Below are 14,591 nucleotides of genomic sequence, written 5' to 3'. Positions count from 1 at the left end.
AAAAAAAGACCGGATCCAAAGTCCGGTCTTTTTATATAATTCAATCAACCTATTTTAGTCCAGCCAGGGATGACAACGGAAAGCGGAGGTTTCGATAGGAGATCATATCAACGATCACACTACCAACCGAGATCGGGCTTTCCACACGGAGTGGTATCTTATTCTGGTCATCACTCACCCAAACATTCATCTTTTCCCCTCCTTCGAATATTGTACCCTTGATCAGCAGAGGCTTGAATTTGATGGCCCGGAACTTACCATACTTTGTCTTGATGGTCTCCTTACCAAGGTAGCGGATGTAGAGGTTATACACTTCATTATCCAGGAACATGGCAAACGGGATCTTATCTCCCGGCTTGTATTTATTGAAGTCGATATTCCTGGCATAATAGATAGAACTCAACACATCCTGCACGCAATTGGGCACTTTGAATACACCCACATTGGTGACAGCAGTATTGGTTTCCTGGTTGAAGGTCACATTCTCGTACTTCTTGTAGCCGCCTTCATAAATATTCCGGATGAACTTATATGGCTGAAGGGTAGCGGTATCGATATACGATTCATAACGGTCACGAACCTTAAAAAAAGAATCATAGAAGCTGTAGGTCTTGCCATCGCCTACAATATGGTAAACGGGATTGTTGTTGAATTTAGATAAGCCTACATGAAAACTGGCCTCCCCCGCCCCAATATATATACCTGTCAGTTTGTAGAATACTTTAAAGGTAATGGACTCATCATTCTGGAAGGTATTGTTCCTGATACCACAGAAGTCGTCCCCGGCGTCCAGCCTAAGGGTAAGTAATAGCGCGAAAAGCAGCGTGATAAGGTATCGCTTCATGTTATGGTTCTTATGGTCTCAGGGTGATCCTTGTCCCACCCCTTCCGTTTTCACTGGGTCAAATACTTTTACCCTGATGATCAGGATACTACCAATGATCGCAGGAATGATCAGGTTGAGCAGCCAAATAGACACAGTGGTGGCCAATATACCCAAAGCATTACTGCTGATCCATCCGAATAATTCAAGTGACAGTTTTCCCCTCAAACCTAACTCCGCAAGTGCAATGGTGGGGATAATGGCCAAAACCAGGAACTGCAGGGCTGTCAACCAAAATGCCATCCACCAGTTGCCGGTCACTTGTAAACTTTGTAGTAACAAGATATATTGAAAAATAAATACAAGGTACCTTACCAAAGACCAACCAAACACTCTTAACAAAATTGTAACCGGCAGGTTATCCAGCACCCAGACCGGTTTGCCCCATTTTGCCATGGCCGGAACCTTTTCCACCCACCTCACCAACCAACTTATCCTAATGTAAAAGAGAAAACCTCCTATGGCGAGCGCCGTGATCAGCCATGTCATCGCCTTCAACAACCAGTTATATGACAGGTAGGGAGCAGGAATTGTTGCGTCCTGGCCATAAAACCAGCCTGCCTGCCAAATCCACAAACCCGCTGCACCCATCAGTAAGGTTACCAACAACTGGGCAAAACTCCCGATCAGTGTTAGGGAAACTGCCTCCAGCCTTTTTCCTTCCGGAAGGTAAAGCACCCGTCCACCATACTCACCAATCCTATTAGGCGTATTCACAGCGAAAGAAACCCCTGCCAGGGTAGCAACAAATGCACGCAGGAAGGAAATGCGGGTAACCCTTCCCACCAACTCCTTCCATTTAATGGCTTCCAATCCCCAGTTGACCACTACCAGCAACAGGGCTAGCCAGCATTTCCATCCCTGTTCCCCGCTGATAGCCTGTAAGATATTCGACCAGGAACCACCAAGATCGGGTTGCCTTGTCACCTGCCTGTAAATAGACCAGGCCAGCCAAATGAAGATGATGGGCCCCAGCCAGTAATTGAGGAAGTTTTTGATATTTTTGTTGGGGAACATTATTTCATAAAAATAACCTGTTGTCGGAAAAGCCTTCTAAAATAATTCTGGGCATTGACCCTGGTACCCTTGTAATGGGCTACGGTATCATTGCCGTGACCGGGCAACAAATGCAATTGCTTGAGATGAATGTACTCAAGCTGAATGCCAAAAAAGACCAGCACATCAGGCTGGAACAGATCCACCGAAAAGTTTGTGAACTCATCCTGGAATATAAGCCCAATGCGTTTGCCATTGAAGCACCCTTCTTTGGCAAGAACGTTCAGAGTATGCTTAAACTGGGAAGGGCCCAGGGAGTTGCGATCGCTGCTGCCATCCAGGCCGGCCTGGAGGTTTCTGAATACTCCCCTAAAAAAGTGAAACAATCCATTACCGGAAATGGTAATGCGGACAAGGAACAAGTCTGGCATATGCTGCAACGCATCCTCACCATCCGCGACATCCCTGATTATCTTGATGCTTCGGACGCGCTTGCCGTGGCCGTATGTCACCATTACCAAAGCGGAACCGCCCTGACCCTTACAGGCGGAAAATTGAAAGGATGGGAAGACTTCCTCAAGAAGAATGCCCATCGGATCAAGACCAAATAAGTAAGTCAATTAAAGATTAGCAAGGATCTTCTCCCTATCAGCCATAAGTTCTTCAGGGCTCACTTTAAGTTTACCCCTGGTGAAATTCAGGTCATCGATCCCTTTGATGGGTACCAGGTGAAGGTGTGCATGAGGAACTTCCAGTCCTATAACGGATAAGCCTACCCGATCACAGGGGAAAGCCTTTTCTATTGCACTGGCGATTGGCCTGGCGAAGACCAGGATCTCTGAAAGATAACTCTCGGGGACTTCGAAGAATTTGTCCACTTCTATCTTGGGCACCACTAAAACATGTCCGCGCACGATAGGAAAAATATCAAGGAAGGCATAGAACTTATCGTTCTCGGCTATTTTGTAGGAAGGTATCTCGCCCTTAATGATCTTGGTGAATATGGTCATCTTGCTGTGATTGTCTGAAGGTCTGCCCCCAATGACATCGTCAGCTTTATCTCCCTGGTTTGCCAGGTATCGAAGAATGGCTGCCAGCGGCCCATGCTGTAGAACATTTCATACACTTCGCGCTCCATAACATCTGAAAGCACTTTATCCCTGTCCTCCATTTCCACATTTGTTACCCTACCCGATGCATTGATGGTGATAACAAAGTTATGGTTCCAATTGGCAATTGTGTTGGATTTTGCATAGGCAGAGGCAAAATACTCTACCATCGATTGCATCCCGAACATGTAAACCGGTTCGATCTTGATCGCATACCACTTCTTAAGGTTGGCCAGGTCATTTTCAGTGAAGTTGGCAGGAAGGTGGTCCAGTTCTATCCTGAACTTACCGTCATTATTCACGAAAGCCCCAGAGATCGGCTCGTCCTTGTGGTAATAGATGAAATGTTCCAGGCTATCGGCATCCTTTAATCGAACCAGTACGGTGTCCCCTTTATCAAAGAAGACCATGGGACCTTCAACCTTATCATTTTTGAAGGAACAGTTCATCAAAACATTACCCTGCTTGTCGAAAAAGAGCCATTCGCCCTGTTTACGACCTTGCTTATCCACTTCATTCAGGTGTACACCATTCCACTTGATGGTTCGCTGCGCCATCATAACAGAAGGTATCAAAAGAAGTAAGACTATAAGGTTCCGTAACATGGTCGCAAAGATACCAGCGGCCTGAAGGGTGGGGAAGAAACCAAGGTTATCAAATGTTTACCTGATTGTAAACTTAATGTTACCGCAATGTTAACAAAAACCCCCTCGGGTGAGGGGGTCGGTAAATTATGCTGAGATATTCTCGATCTTGAATTTGATGATCCCGGCAGGTGCCTGGACCTCTGCAACCTCCCCAATGGTCTTGCCCAGCAAGCCTTTCCCAATGGGTGAGGTAACTGAAATTTTACCCGACTTCAGGTCGGCTTCCTTCTCGGAAACGATCTGGTAGGTCATGGATTTCTTGGTTGCAATATTGGTAACTGTCACCTTGGTCAGGATAGACACCTTGCTGGTATCAATAGCATCGGCATCCAGGATACGAACATTAGCCAGGTCTCCCTCCATCTTTTTGATCTTCGCCTCCAGGATACCCTGAGCCTCTTTGGCCGCATCATATTCCGCGTTCTCCCTGAGATCCCCCTTTTCACGGGCTTCAGCAATAGCTTTGGATGCTGCAGGACGATCTACGGTCTTCATCCTGTGCAGCTCTTCCTTCATCAATTCCAGCGTTTCCTTGGTCACGTAAATGATTTCTGCCATAATGCACCTCCTTTGGTTAGAATAGAAAAAAAGAACAACGCCTCCAGCATTAGCGAAAGCGTTGCACTTATATGGGCAAAGATAGTAATTCCTGATTAACCAAACACCTGTTAGTAAATTCTATAATCCCAACTTCTCCAGAACAACTTTTGCCATTAGCAGGTAGGCTTCATGGCTATACCCGGCAATATGGGGGGTGACGATCACATTAGGTTGGGAACATAGCCAATCCAACTGTTCTTTCTCCCCTGCTGAATAGGTTTCAAGCTTTTCATTCTCCAGCACATCCAGGCCGGCTGCTGTTATCTTCCCATTCTTCAGGGCCCTGATCAGGGCTGCTGTATCATGTACTTTACCCCTGCTGGTATTAAGGAATACAGGCTGCTGTTCAAGGCTGCCAAAGAATTCGTCATTGGCCATATGGAAAGTCTCCCCTGTTAGTGGAACATGAAAACTTACCACATTTGCATAGCGGGCCACCTGCTCCAGGCTGGCCTCCTTAATATATCCTTTTGCGAAACCGAATTTATATTTGTCGTAAGCAAGAACCGTTACCCCGAAAGGCTCCAGCAGCCTGGCAAAAGCCCCACCGGTATTTCCCAAACCAATGATACCCACCGTTTTACCACTCAGCTCAGTGCCCCTGTTGGCATCCCTTATCCATTTTCCCTCCCTCACTTCAACGGCACTGGTACTGATCTTATTCAGCAAGTTGAGCAGTAAACCCAATTCGTGCTCAGCTACAGCATTACGATTACCTTCCGGGCTACTGACGCACCTGATCCCCTTCTGGCCGGCGTATTCCACATCTATCAGTTCCATGCCACTTCCCAAACGGCCGATCCACTCGAGTTTCGGGGCAGCATCCAACACCTGCCTGTCGATCTTCAGGCGGGTGGTAACGATCAGGCCGGTACAGCTTTCTATTGCCTTGAGAAGGTCTTGATAATTGATCTGCGGCTGGACATCCACTTCAAACCCTTTTTGGGTAAGCCGTTCTACCAGCCATGGGTGCACCTTTGCGGTCACCAGGACTTTCGCCATAATTCTATTGCATTTTAAAGGTAAGGGCAGCAAAATCTTCTACACTTAATTGCTCGGCACGTTGGTTGAAAATCGGGTCCTGCAAAACTTCCGGGGTAAACAAGCCTTTTACGGCATTCCTAAGGGTCTTACGGCGCTGGTTAAACGCTGTTTTAACCAGGAGGAAGAAATGTTTCCTGCTTCTCATTTCAGGTATATCAGGCCGGGGAACCAGGCGGATGACCCCACTCATCACTTTGGGCGGGGGATTAAAACAGCCCGGAGGCACATCGAAAAGGTACTCCACCTTGTAGAAGGCCTGCACCAGCACGCTGATCACCCCATACACCTTATTTCCTTCACCGGCCGCAACCCTTTGGGCCACCTCCTTTTGGAACATGCCGATCACCCCTTCCACCTGTGGTCCCCACTCCAGGATCTTAAAAAGGATTTGGGTGGAAATATTGTAGGGGAAATTGCCCACTACGGTAAAATTGCCGTCAAATGGCGGGTCAATGTCGAGGAAGCTCTTATGTATGATCTTACCCTGGATGGCCGGATAAGTTTTTTCGAGGTAAGTCACCTTCTCTTCGTCCAGCTCAACCGCCTTGAAATCAATACCCGGCAGCTCCAACAGGAACCTGGTAAGCGCTCCCCCACCCGGGCCAACCTCCAGCAAACGCCCGAAGGGCTGCTTATTCAGGGCATCAACGATCTTCCTGCAGATGTTCTCGTCCCGAAGGAAATGCTGGCCAAGGGATTTTTTAAGTGTATAATTCATGTACCAGCAAAAATACACCCCGCGGAAACAAGGCCCGCCCCCATCGGCCAGAAATTGTATTTTTATGCCTTAATACATTTCAAAGCCATATGTCAGCTACCCAGGAACATCATAAGCCGGTTATCGGCATCAGTTGCGGGGACCTCAACGGCATCGGCCTGGAACTGATCATCAAAACAGTGTCCAACAGCCGATTGCTCGACCTCTGCACCCCTATCATCTTTGCCAATAACAAGGCCATCAATTTTTACCGCAAATCCCTACCCGAAAGCAATTTCAATTACCAAAGCATTAAGGACTTCAGCCGGATCAATCCGAAACAGGTGAATATTTTCAACTGTTGGGAGGAAGAAGTGAATATCACCCCCGGCCAGCTAACGGAAGAAGGTGGCAAATATGCAGTACTCTCCCTTCAGGCTGCACTACAGGCCTTTAAGGATAAGCAGATCCAGGGGTTGGTAACAGCTCCCATCCACAAGAAGAATACGCAGTCAGAGCAATTTCCTTATACCGGCCATACCCCCTTCCTGAAGGATGCATTCAATGCAAGGGATGTGCTGATGCTGATGGTTGCTCCTAATATGCGCGTGGGTTTGCTGACAGAACATGTTCCTGTAACCGAACTCTCCCAACATATCACCCGCCAGAATATCCTTTCCAAGCTTAGCCTGATGCAGGAAAGCCTGGTCCGCGATTTCGGGATCGACAAACCCAAGATCGCCGTATTGGGGCTCAACCCCCATGCCGGGGATGAAGGCCTTATCGGCAACCAGGAAGAAACCATCATCAAGCCGGCCATCAAGGAATTCAAGCAGCAGAACAACTGCATTATCCAGGGTCCCTTCAGTGCTGATGCCTTCTTCGCCCGTGGTTACCACGAGCGCTTCGACGCCGTGCTGGCCATGTACCACGACCAGGGCCTGATCCCCTTCAAGTCACTGGCCTTTGGCGATGGCGTAAACTTTACTGCCGGCCTGCCAATAGTGAGAACATCCCCCGACCATGGGACCGCCTTCGATATCGCGGGAAAAAACCTTGCAGACGAAAGTTCTATGTACTGCGCCATCTTCACCTGTATTGATATCATCAGGGCAAGGCAGGAATATGCCACCAACAGGAAGAATCCCTTGAAGAAAATGGGCAGTGCCGTATTGGGCAATGTTGTGGATGAAAAAATTGAGGAAGAATAGGATCATCCAGATCGATTCACCAATAATAGAGAAAGGCTACCGCGTTGGTAGCCTTTCTTCATTTCAGGTCATTTACCGAATGATCACCTGCTGGGTTGTCGCCTGCTGGTTATTCAGCACAATCCTGACTGTATATGTTCCCTTGGGCAATGAACCCAGGTCATTCAGCTGCACGGAGTTCATACCCCTTAATGCACTGGCAAAATGGTTCTTTACCACCCTTCCCATTCCATCGATCAACATTACCTGCATAGACTGCGGTTCCTTAACCACCACCCTTACAACAAGATGGTCGGAAGTGGGATTGGGCGAAATATTGATGGACCAATCCATCTGCAGCCTTACCGTAGCCGGGTTGCTATACTCCTGTTTACCTCCGGCTACCAGGGCCTTCACCCGGTATTGGGCAACCGCACCGTTCACATTCCTTAAGGGATCCAGGAACTGGTAGGCAACATCATTGAGCACCAGGTTACCAAGCTTGATCTGGCCCACCTGCACATAGGCAGCGCCATCGATACTTCTTTCGATCACAAACTCCTCTACCGGCTCTGAAGAAGTGGCCTTCCAGGAAACCTTCACCCCGTTACTGGTCAGACTGGCTGCGAGTCCAAGATATTTTACGGGGAGTATGTAGGGCTGGAACCTCCAGTCCCTATCCAGGTAATAGGATTCCGTTCGCTGCACCATGGTCATGGATCCTGGATCCGGGTCTCCGGACAAGCTTCCCCCGTTACCCATGAATGCAGAAGTACCCCTGGCTGAACTATTATCGCGGTCAAAACGATTATCTAGTCCATCACCATCTGTATCATTGCCGGTCAACTGTACATTGTCATCCAGCCTGCCATTGTTGTTAAAGTCATTTCCTTCATAGATATCAAGTGCCGTATCGTTATCGGAATCCTCATCCAGGTAATCGGGCCTGAGGTCACCGTCCTGGTCGTTCGGGGTAATACCATTGCCCCCAAACCCTGAAATGGAATCATACCTGTCATCGATACCATCATTATCTGCATCCAGATAGGAGGGCAGCTGGTAACTATTGGTGGCCATGGCCTCAACATTATCAGGGATACCATCATCATCAGCATCTATATCTAGATAGTCAACCGGTCCACGGCCATCTGTATTCCTCAGGGTAAGGCTGGCCAATGCATCAACAGCTGCGTTCCATCCGGTTGGGTTAAGGGCTCCATCTATCCTTCCATCATTATTACTATCCGTAAATCCCGCTTCGCGAACATCGGTAATACCATCACCATCACTATCGAGGTCATACGCATTCATCCGCCTGTCATTATCCATATTGTCAAAGGGATAACTATCGGCCCTTCCGTCATTATTGTTGTCAGCGCCCGTTCTCGCCAGGGCGTTGGAACTGTTCTCCGCGTTATTATCATTGTTGGCATCACCATCCACAGCATTCGCGAATCCGTCCTGGTCAGCATCTGCAAACCCATCGACCCTTCCGTCATTATTGGCATCCGTGCCGCCTGCCTCAATAATATCAGGGATTCCATCATTATCGCTATCCAGGTCGAACTGGTTGGGAACACCATCCCCATCAAGGTCCTGAAGGCCAAGGCCGGTGCCCGAGCCCGTAACCCCTGAGGTATTGGCATCCACATTCTGGGAAAGGCCATCACTATCTGTATCTGAATAGTTATCAATCCTGCCATCACCATTGGCATCAACACCATAAGCTTCCACCACGTCAGGAATACCATCATTATCACTATCCAGGTCAAGGGAATTGATGATTCCATCCCGGTCACTGTCATACCTGTCATCAATACCATCGCTGTTGGCATCGGTAAAGCCAGGCGAACCCGGATCCCTGAAATCAGGCAAGCCATCACCATCTGTGTCCAGGTCAGCATCAAGACCATTGTTTTCCGCAAGGTCAGTGATACCATCATCATCATCATCAATATCACAACTTACTGTCACGGTCACGGAAGCACAAGCGGTGGTATTACAATCGCCTTCTATCCTTACAAAATAGGTTGTCGTGGATATCGGGTTTACAGTAATGGTTTGTCCCGTTCCAACAAGGGTTCCACCACAGCTTCCCCTGTACCATCGGTAAACCGCATTGGTCCCGAGTGTGCCGCCCTGCGCTGTAAGTTGCACAGGCTCACCAACACAAACCCTGATCTTATTCTTCAAAGCGGCAGTTGGCGCTGTGGAAGGGTTCTTCAGGTTCAGGAAGAAACTATTGGAAACATAGCGACAGGAAGTGTTATTGATATTACCAATAGAAGCAGCGATCAGCCTGTAATACCTGGAATGGCTGGCATTCATATTGGTAATGCTGTAAGAGGTTGAGGTAGCCCCGGAAATATTGGTCCAGTTAACATTATCTGTAGAAGATTGCCACTGGTATTCCAATGAACTACTCATTCCAACAGTATCGGTTAACACGGCGCCAAGTGTGGTTGATCCACCTATACAACCACCGGAAGGAAGGGTGGAGACAGTTGGAGTAGGATCACAAAGCCCGAACTGCAGGTCATCAAGGGCAAAATCATTACCGCATCCTCCTTCGCCGGCGTTGTAAATCTCCAGCCTCACCCTTGTAACATTGTTGGGCATTACCCACTTCATTCCGAACTGCGTCCAGCTGCTACTGGTGAACTGCCCTGTTGTTACACTCGCAATGATCTGGTTGGTATTCGCATCCCTTACCATTACGGTAAGTTTGGGATACCTGAACCCTCCGAAGCCATTACACAAGGTTTGGTAGGAGCTGTTTCCTATGAAGGAGATATAACCAAAGAATGAGTATTTCAATCCTCCGCAGGACACATTCAATTCGTCGGCAAACACCCTGCGGGGCGAGGCATCTGCGTTAACCAGCAACATCCTTCCAGTTCCACTTCTATCCGGCATGTTCAGCCAATTGCTGGCGTTTGCGTTGGCAGCATTGTTACTAATGGTAGCCTGATCAACACCAACTGTACCCGAAGAAACCCTGGTGTAATCTGTGGTGGAGGTTCCCGGCATGGTCGCCGACATACCTGTACCAGTTCCAAAATCCTGGTTGTACAAAATGGTATTCAAAGCTTCACAGGGAGGCGTTTCGGCTACTACGGAAACGGTGAATGGGGTGGGTGTATTTTCCCCCGGGCTATCGGCCTTGTTATCACTGTTCTGGTCTGGGTTAGGGCCATTCGTAGACTGGTCCGTTACTGCAACGCCCCTGAAACCTGTACCGTTTGCTGTAGCGCTGTTTGAGTAAATATTCCCGGGAACGATCCCAGAAAGCCTGACAGCCAGCCTGATGACAAGGTAATTATTTGCAAGGGGAATATTAGGCAATGTTTGGGTGCCACTCAACATGTTTGTATTGGTGGTCCCGTTATAGGAAGTATTAAGTGTCAGGTTTAGCGGGTTATAAACCGAACTGATGCTTACATTAGAAACGGCTGCAGCACCTAAGGCAGGATTGATGCTGGCAAGGTTATCATTTGCCTGCAGGTTCCGGATAGGTACATCTCCCATATTCTGGATCCTGATATGGTACACAAGGTCATATTGCCCTGCCACACCAGTAGGCGTAGCCGAAACCAGTTCTTTCGACACGCCTATTGCGGTAGTAACGCTGGTCAGGTCAAAGGAACTGAAAACCGTTCCGGACATCAGGTAGTTGGGGGCTTCCCTTGCCCCACTCAGGATATCAATTTCATGATACTGGCAGGCCGAGAAATTGGAAGTATTGAGGGTACTTCCCAGCAATTTCCCATCTGCATAGGTTAACCCTACCAGCGTTTGGTTACTGCCAAAATTCACATTACTGATAAATGTGGCAACCAGTGGGTTGGACGTGAAATAGTCCTCATAATTGAGGACGAAGTACTTGTTATCAAAAATGAACAGGAACTGACCTTCAGGGGTGATCACCATATCACCGTTCATGCTATTGATGTTCACGCCGGCAGGAAGGGTAATTACTTTAGCAGGGCCTTCTACCCCGGTCGCCAGGTCGATGGTTTGCAACTCCAGGCCATAAGGAGCCGCTGAACCGGTAAAATTGATCTGGAATGCCCTACCTTGCTGGTCAAATTCGATACCAGCGATATAGGTATTGTTGAACTGCCGAAACAAAGAGGTGGTTGGACAGATGGCATTGTCGGCCGCCCATCGCCAAATGAATGAATTATAGGTGCCATTACTTTGCCTGATCGACCTTGTCATGTAATACATTTGGTCACCTGGGTTAAAGGCTATACTGGCACTGAATACACCAAAACCGGGAGCAGTAAAAGTTGGCCGGCATCTGGAGAAAGGCCCCAAACCATTGGTGGTACTGTTATAGGTAAACACCTTCAGGGAGTCGTCAGTGGTTACATTGGGTGTTCCGCATGGACTTCCTATACCTACGGGCATTGAAATGGTCGCCTGTGAGAACAATTCCCCACACGAAATCATCAACAATAAGAACAGGATTGCGCGGAAGGTGCCGGCAATGGAAGGCTTAGTAGAATTGGATTTCATACTTCGGTTTATGGTTTCTCAGGGTCGGTATTACCATTTGGCCTGCCTTCCCCGCAAAACAATAAGTCGCTATCACAATGCTACAGGAAGACAGACACGGAGTATCCCATTAAAAGGTTAGCTGAGGGACGATAATACATGTATTCATTACCGTTGGTACACAACAATGAACGATCATGCAGATGACCAGTCAAGATCAACCAAACAAGTCCTGGAAACTCCTAACAATTAACGGATTGCATAAAAAATTCTTGCGTCCCGCACAATAAATTACCCATTCCCCTTAGGAACTTTGGGGTAAGTCGAAGATTTCCTCGTAATAATACATGGGACAATTACGAGGAAAGACAGCAGGTGATCACTTATTCTTTCCAGCACTGAAAATGGAAGCCGGTATGCCTTTATTGATCTGGTAGGATGAATAGGTTATATCCACCTTTCCCTTTCCATCTGTGGCCTTTTGTTGCGCTGGCTTTTTCTTTCCGGTCTCATACTCCATGGTCACGCCCTTGGGCAATTTGAAGTCGCGGGTATTAAAAGTGAACAAGACCTTATCGGGCAGTCCCCAGCTGGCATAACGACCGTATTGAAGTTGGGTTTCATAGGTGCCGTTATCGCGGGTGGTGGTCGTAGAGCGATAGACCAATGCTGTAAATTCATCGATATACAAAGTGGTCAGGGCGACCTCACTATTCTCCTGTACGGGCAGCAATTTTATAACTGCGAGTTTCTTGTTATTCCAGTTTGTATAGCCCCCAGCCACTGCAACAAAGTCCTTGTTGGATAAAAGGGAATTGAGACTAACACTCACACCACCTTTGGGAAGAATGGAAATACCATCTTCCTTGACGATCTTGAACTGATCGGGGTCCCTGAAATAGACCTTCACCTTCGAATCAGGGATATTCATGAAGCTCACGTCAGTTTTCAGCATTCCATCGGCGACATAGTCCTTCACCTTTGCCATTTTTGCCCTTACCTGCTTCAGCAAACCATTGGCGTCCTGCGCAACCACCGGACTGCAACAAATCAAACCCATCAAAATGATCAAGTATCGCATAACCCACATTTAAGACAAAATATCTTTTCTCCTGAATATTGCAATGGCAGCCCCTACGAACACAATGATGTGCAACACAAGGACACCTGCAGATGTTAAAACAGACTCCCATACCACAGGGGCATCAAAAAAGCCCTTCCAGCCGATCATGTGTGTGGTGAAGAGGAAAGGTTTGATCTTATTGAAGACCGGGATATCCATGGTGGTCAGGATGGTGAAGACAATGATCACACTCATGGTTGTCACGATCGGTCCAATAGAATTCTCAGCAAAGATGGACAATAGAAAGGAAAGGGCAGCGACGGTGGTCATGGCGATGGCGGCAAAGCCAAAAGCTGCGAAATAGCGCCATAATACATCGGCCTTGTTCAACACCACCACTTCCTCGCTTTTCAGGATCATCAGGTCACCCAACCCAAACACCAATACAGAAACCAAAAGGGAAAGAATGGCCATCCATACCAGCAGCATCATGGTATATACCACAGAAGCCAGGAATTTACTGAACATTAATTCTGTCCTGCTCACCGGCTTGGTGATCAGCAAGCGAAGGGTTCCCATATTGGCCTCACCTGCCACCAGGTCACCCGCAACCAACGCGATCAGCAGGGGCACATGGATCAATAAGGTCTGTAAGATGATGAAGCAGATCAGGTATCCATTTAACACCTTACCTTCTATATCGAAGGTCTGGGTAAGGGATTGCAGGCCAAAGGCCATGTAATTCCGTCCATCCACATAAAAGGCCAGCAGGATCAGCATCACAATGGCACCTATAGCAGCAAAGCTGATATAGGTACGCGGCCTTTTGAAGATCTTGTATAATTCAATTCGTAAAAGCTGCCACATGTTGTTTTCCTGCTGTAATTGATAGAAAATATTCTTCCAGGGAATTTGCTGACCTTACTTCTTGGATGAGAACCCCTGATGCTGCCAGTTGCTGTACCAATACTGGCACTTCCCCCGGAGGCATATTGATGGCCAGCCGGTCACTACCTTCCTGCAGGTAGGCTGCCGCCCATTTCGATTGTTGTACTACCTCAATGGCTTCCTGCATATTGCCAACACTGAGGTGTACCCTGTTATTAGCTGGATGGAACAGGTCAGCTACAGCGCCTTCCACCATCTTCCTTCCTTTATCTATGATGATCATCCTGGTGGCGATCTGCTCGATCTCACTGAGCAGGTGGGAGGACACGATCACGGTCTTACCAAAGTCCCTGCTCAATCTCAGGATCAGGTTGCGCATATCTGCGATCCCTTGTGGATCCAGTCCATTGGTGGGTTCATCCAGTATCACCAGCCCCGGATCATGGACCAGGGCTACAGCAATACCCAATCGCTGTTTCATACCCTGCGAATAGGTCCTCACTTTGGAATGGGCCCTTTCGGCCAATCCCACCATTTCCAATTGGTCCATTAGCTTTTTCCTGTCCGGCCTTTGGCCACTCATCCTGGCGAAAATGGACAGGTTCTCCAATCCGGTGAGGTATTTATAAAGGTCAGGTCGCTCAATGACCGCGCCAACCTGGCGGAGTATCTCTTTGCGGTGGGTTTGCAGGTCCATGCCAAAAACCCTTATGGAGCCCGAACTGGGCGCTATGAGGGAAAGCAACATCCTGATGGTGGTTGACTTTCCTGCCCCGTTCTGGCCCAGAAAACCGTAGACATCAGCCTTATGTACCGTAAAGGAAAGGTCATCCACTGCTACCAGTTCATCAAAGCGCTTGACCAGGTTATTGACCTCAACAATAGGCTGCATAAATAGTATCGGGTATTATCACTTCCAATAACAGCGATCAGGAAAGATTGTTGTGGAATCCTGACAGGGCGCTCAATAATTC

The 14,591-nt window shown here is 48.0% G+C and carries 13 protein-coding genes; 2 read left to right on the top strand and 11 right to left on the bottom strand.

All coding sequences use genetic code 11. The features are described 5' to 3' along the window. Window positions 1-49 precede the first annotated feature (49 nt). Together KJS94_RS17170 and KJS94_RS17165 are read right to left on the bottom strand one after the other, a co-directional pair. Window positions 50-844, bottom strand: a complete 795-nt coding sequence (locus KJS94_RS17170; RefSeq protein WP_214449216.1) for a DUF3108 domain-containing protein — start codon at window positions 842-844, stop codon at window positions 50-52. 18 nt (window positions 845-862) lie between these two features. Continuing rightward, window positions 863-1,900 (bottom strand): lysylphosphatidylglycerol synthase transmembrane domain-containing protein, encoded by a 1,038-nt coding sequence (locus KJS94_RS17165; RefSeq protein WP_214449217.1) that lies wholly within the window; start codon window positions 1,898-1,900, stop codon window positions 863-865. Between the two features lie 20 nt (window positions 1,901-1,920). Here KJS94_RS17165 and ruvC point away from each other — a divergent pair, with 20 nt between their 5' ends. After that, window positions 1,921-2,490: a crossover junction endodeoxyribonuclease RuvC gene (ruvC, locus tag KJS94_RS17160; protein ID WP_239804206.1), complete on the top strand. Its 570-nt coding sequence runs from the start codon at window positions 1,921-1,923 to the stop codon at window positions 2,488-2,490. 9 nt (window positions 2,491-2,499) lie between these two features. Here ruvC and KJS94_RS17155 read toward each other — a convergent pair whose 3' ends face one another. The 5 genes from KJS94_RS17155 to rsmA all read right to left on the bottom strand — a co-directional run bounded on the left by KJS94_RS17155 (window position 2,500) and on the right by rsmA (window position 5,997). Beyond that, window positions 2,500-2,889, bottom strand: coding sequence for an HIT family protein (locus tag KJS94_RS17155; RefSeq protein WP_214449218.1), 390 nt, complete (start codon window positions 2,887-2,889; stop codon window positions 2,500-2,502). After that, complete coding sequence (locus KJS94_RS17150) at window positions 2,886-3,548, bottom strand: toxin-antitoxin system YwqK family antitoxin (RefSeq protein ID WP_214449219.1); 663 nt, start codon at window positions 3,546-3,548, stop codon at window positions 2,886-2,888. The genes KJS94_RS17155 and KJS94_RS17150 overlap by 4 nt, the downstream gene beginning before the upstream one ends. 171 nt (window positions 3,549-3,719) lie before the next feature. After that, complete coding sequence (gene greA, locus KJS94_RS17145; RefSeq protein ID WP_214449220.1) at window positions 3,720-4,193, bottom strand: transcription elongation factor GreA; 474 nt, start codon at window positions 4,191-4,193, stop codon at window positions 3,720-3,722. A gap of 120 nt (window positions 4,194-4,313) precedes the next feature. Then, entirely contained in the window at window positions 4,314-5,237 is a 924-nt protein-coding gene (locus tag KJS94_RS17140; protein ID WP_239804205.1) for an NAD(P)-dependent oxidoreductase, read from the bottom strand. 4 nt (window positions 5,238-5,241) lie between these two features. Then, on the bottom strand, window positions 5,242-5,997 hold the full coding sequence (gene rsmA, locus KJS94_RS17135) for a 16S rRNA (adenine(1518)-N(6)/adenine(1519)-N(6))-dimethyltransferase RsmA (RefSeq protein ID WP_214449221.1): 756 nt from the start codon (window positions 5,995-5,997) through the stop codon (window positions 5,242-5,244). An 89-nt stretch (window positions 5,998-6,086) separates the two neighbouring features. Between rsmA and pdxA the strand changes: the two genes are divergently transcribed. Continuing rightward, complete coding sequence (gene pdxA, locus KJS94_RS17130) at window positions 6,087-7,187, top strand: 4-hydroxythreonine-4-phosphate dehydrogenase PdxA (RefSeq protein WP_214449222.1); 1,101 nt, start codon at window positions 6,087-6,089, stop codon at window positions 7,185-7,187. A gap of 72 nt (window positions 7,188-7,259) precedes the next feature. Here the strand turns inward: pdxA and KJS94_RS17125 are convergent, their stop codons facing one another. From KJS94_RS17125 to KJS94_RS17110, 4 genes are all read right to left on the bottom strand, one after another. Then, window positions 7,260-11,687 (bottom strand): DUF8696 domain-containing protein, encoded by a 4,428-nt coding sequence (locus KJS94_RS17125; RefSeq protein ID WP_214449223.1) that lies wholly within the window; start codon window positions 11,685-11,687, stop codon window positions 7,260-7,262. A 358-nt stretch (window positions 11,688-12,045) separates the two neighbouring features. After that, window positions 12,046-12,747, bottom strand: a complete 702-nt coding sequence (locus KJS94_RS17120) for a LolA family protein (protein WP_214449224.1) — start codon at window positions 12,745-12,747, stop codon at window positions 12,046-12,048. A 9-nt stretch (window positions 12,748-12,756) separates the two neighbouring features. After that, window positions 12,757-13,596, bottom strand: a complete 840-nt coding sequence (locus KJS94_RS17115) for an ABC transporter permease (protein WP_214449225.1) — start codon at window positions 13,594-13,596, stop codon at window positions 12,757-12,759. Beyond that, a complete protein-coding gene (locus KJS94_RS17110; RefSeq protein WP_214449226.1) occupies window positions 13,574-14,509 on the bottom strand; it encodes an ABC transporter ATP-binding protein in 936 nt (311 codons plus the stop codon). Before KJS94_RS17110 ends, KJS94_RS17115 begins: the two co-directional genes overlap by 23 nt. Window positions 14,510-14,591: the final 82 nt, after the last annotated feature.

The organism is Flavihumibacter rivuli, from assembly GCF_018595685.2.
Classification (GTDB): Bacteria; Bacteroidota; Bacteroidia; order Chitinophagales; family Chitinophagaceae; genus Flavihumibacter; species Flavihumibacter rivuli.
Note: the sequence above shows the minus strand (reverse complement) of the source record. Positions and strands in the feature narration are given on the sequence as shown.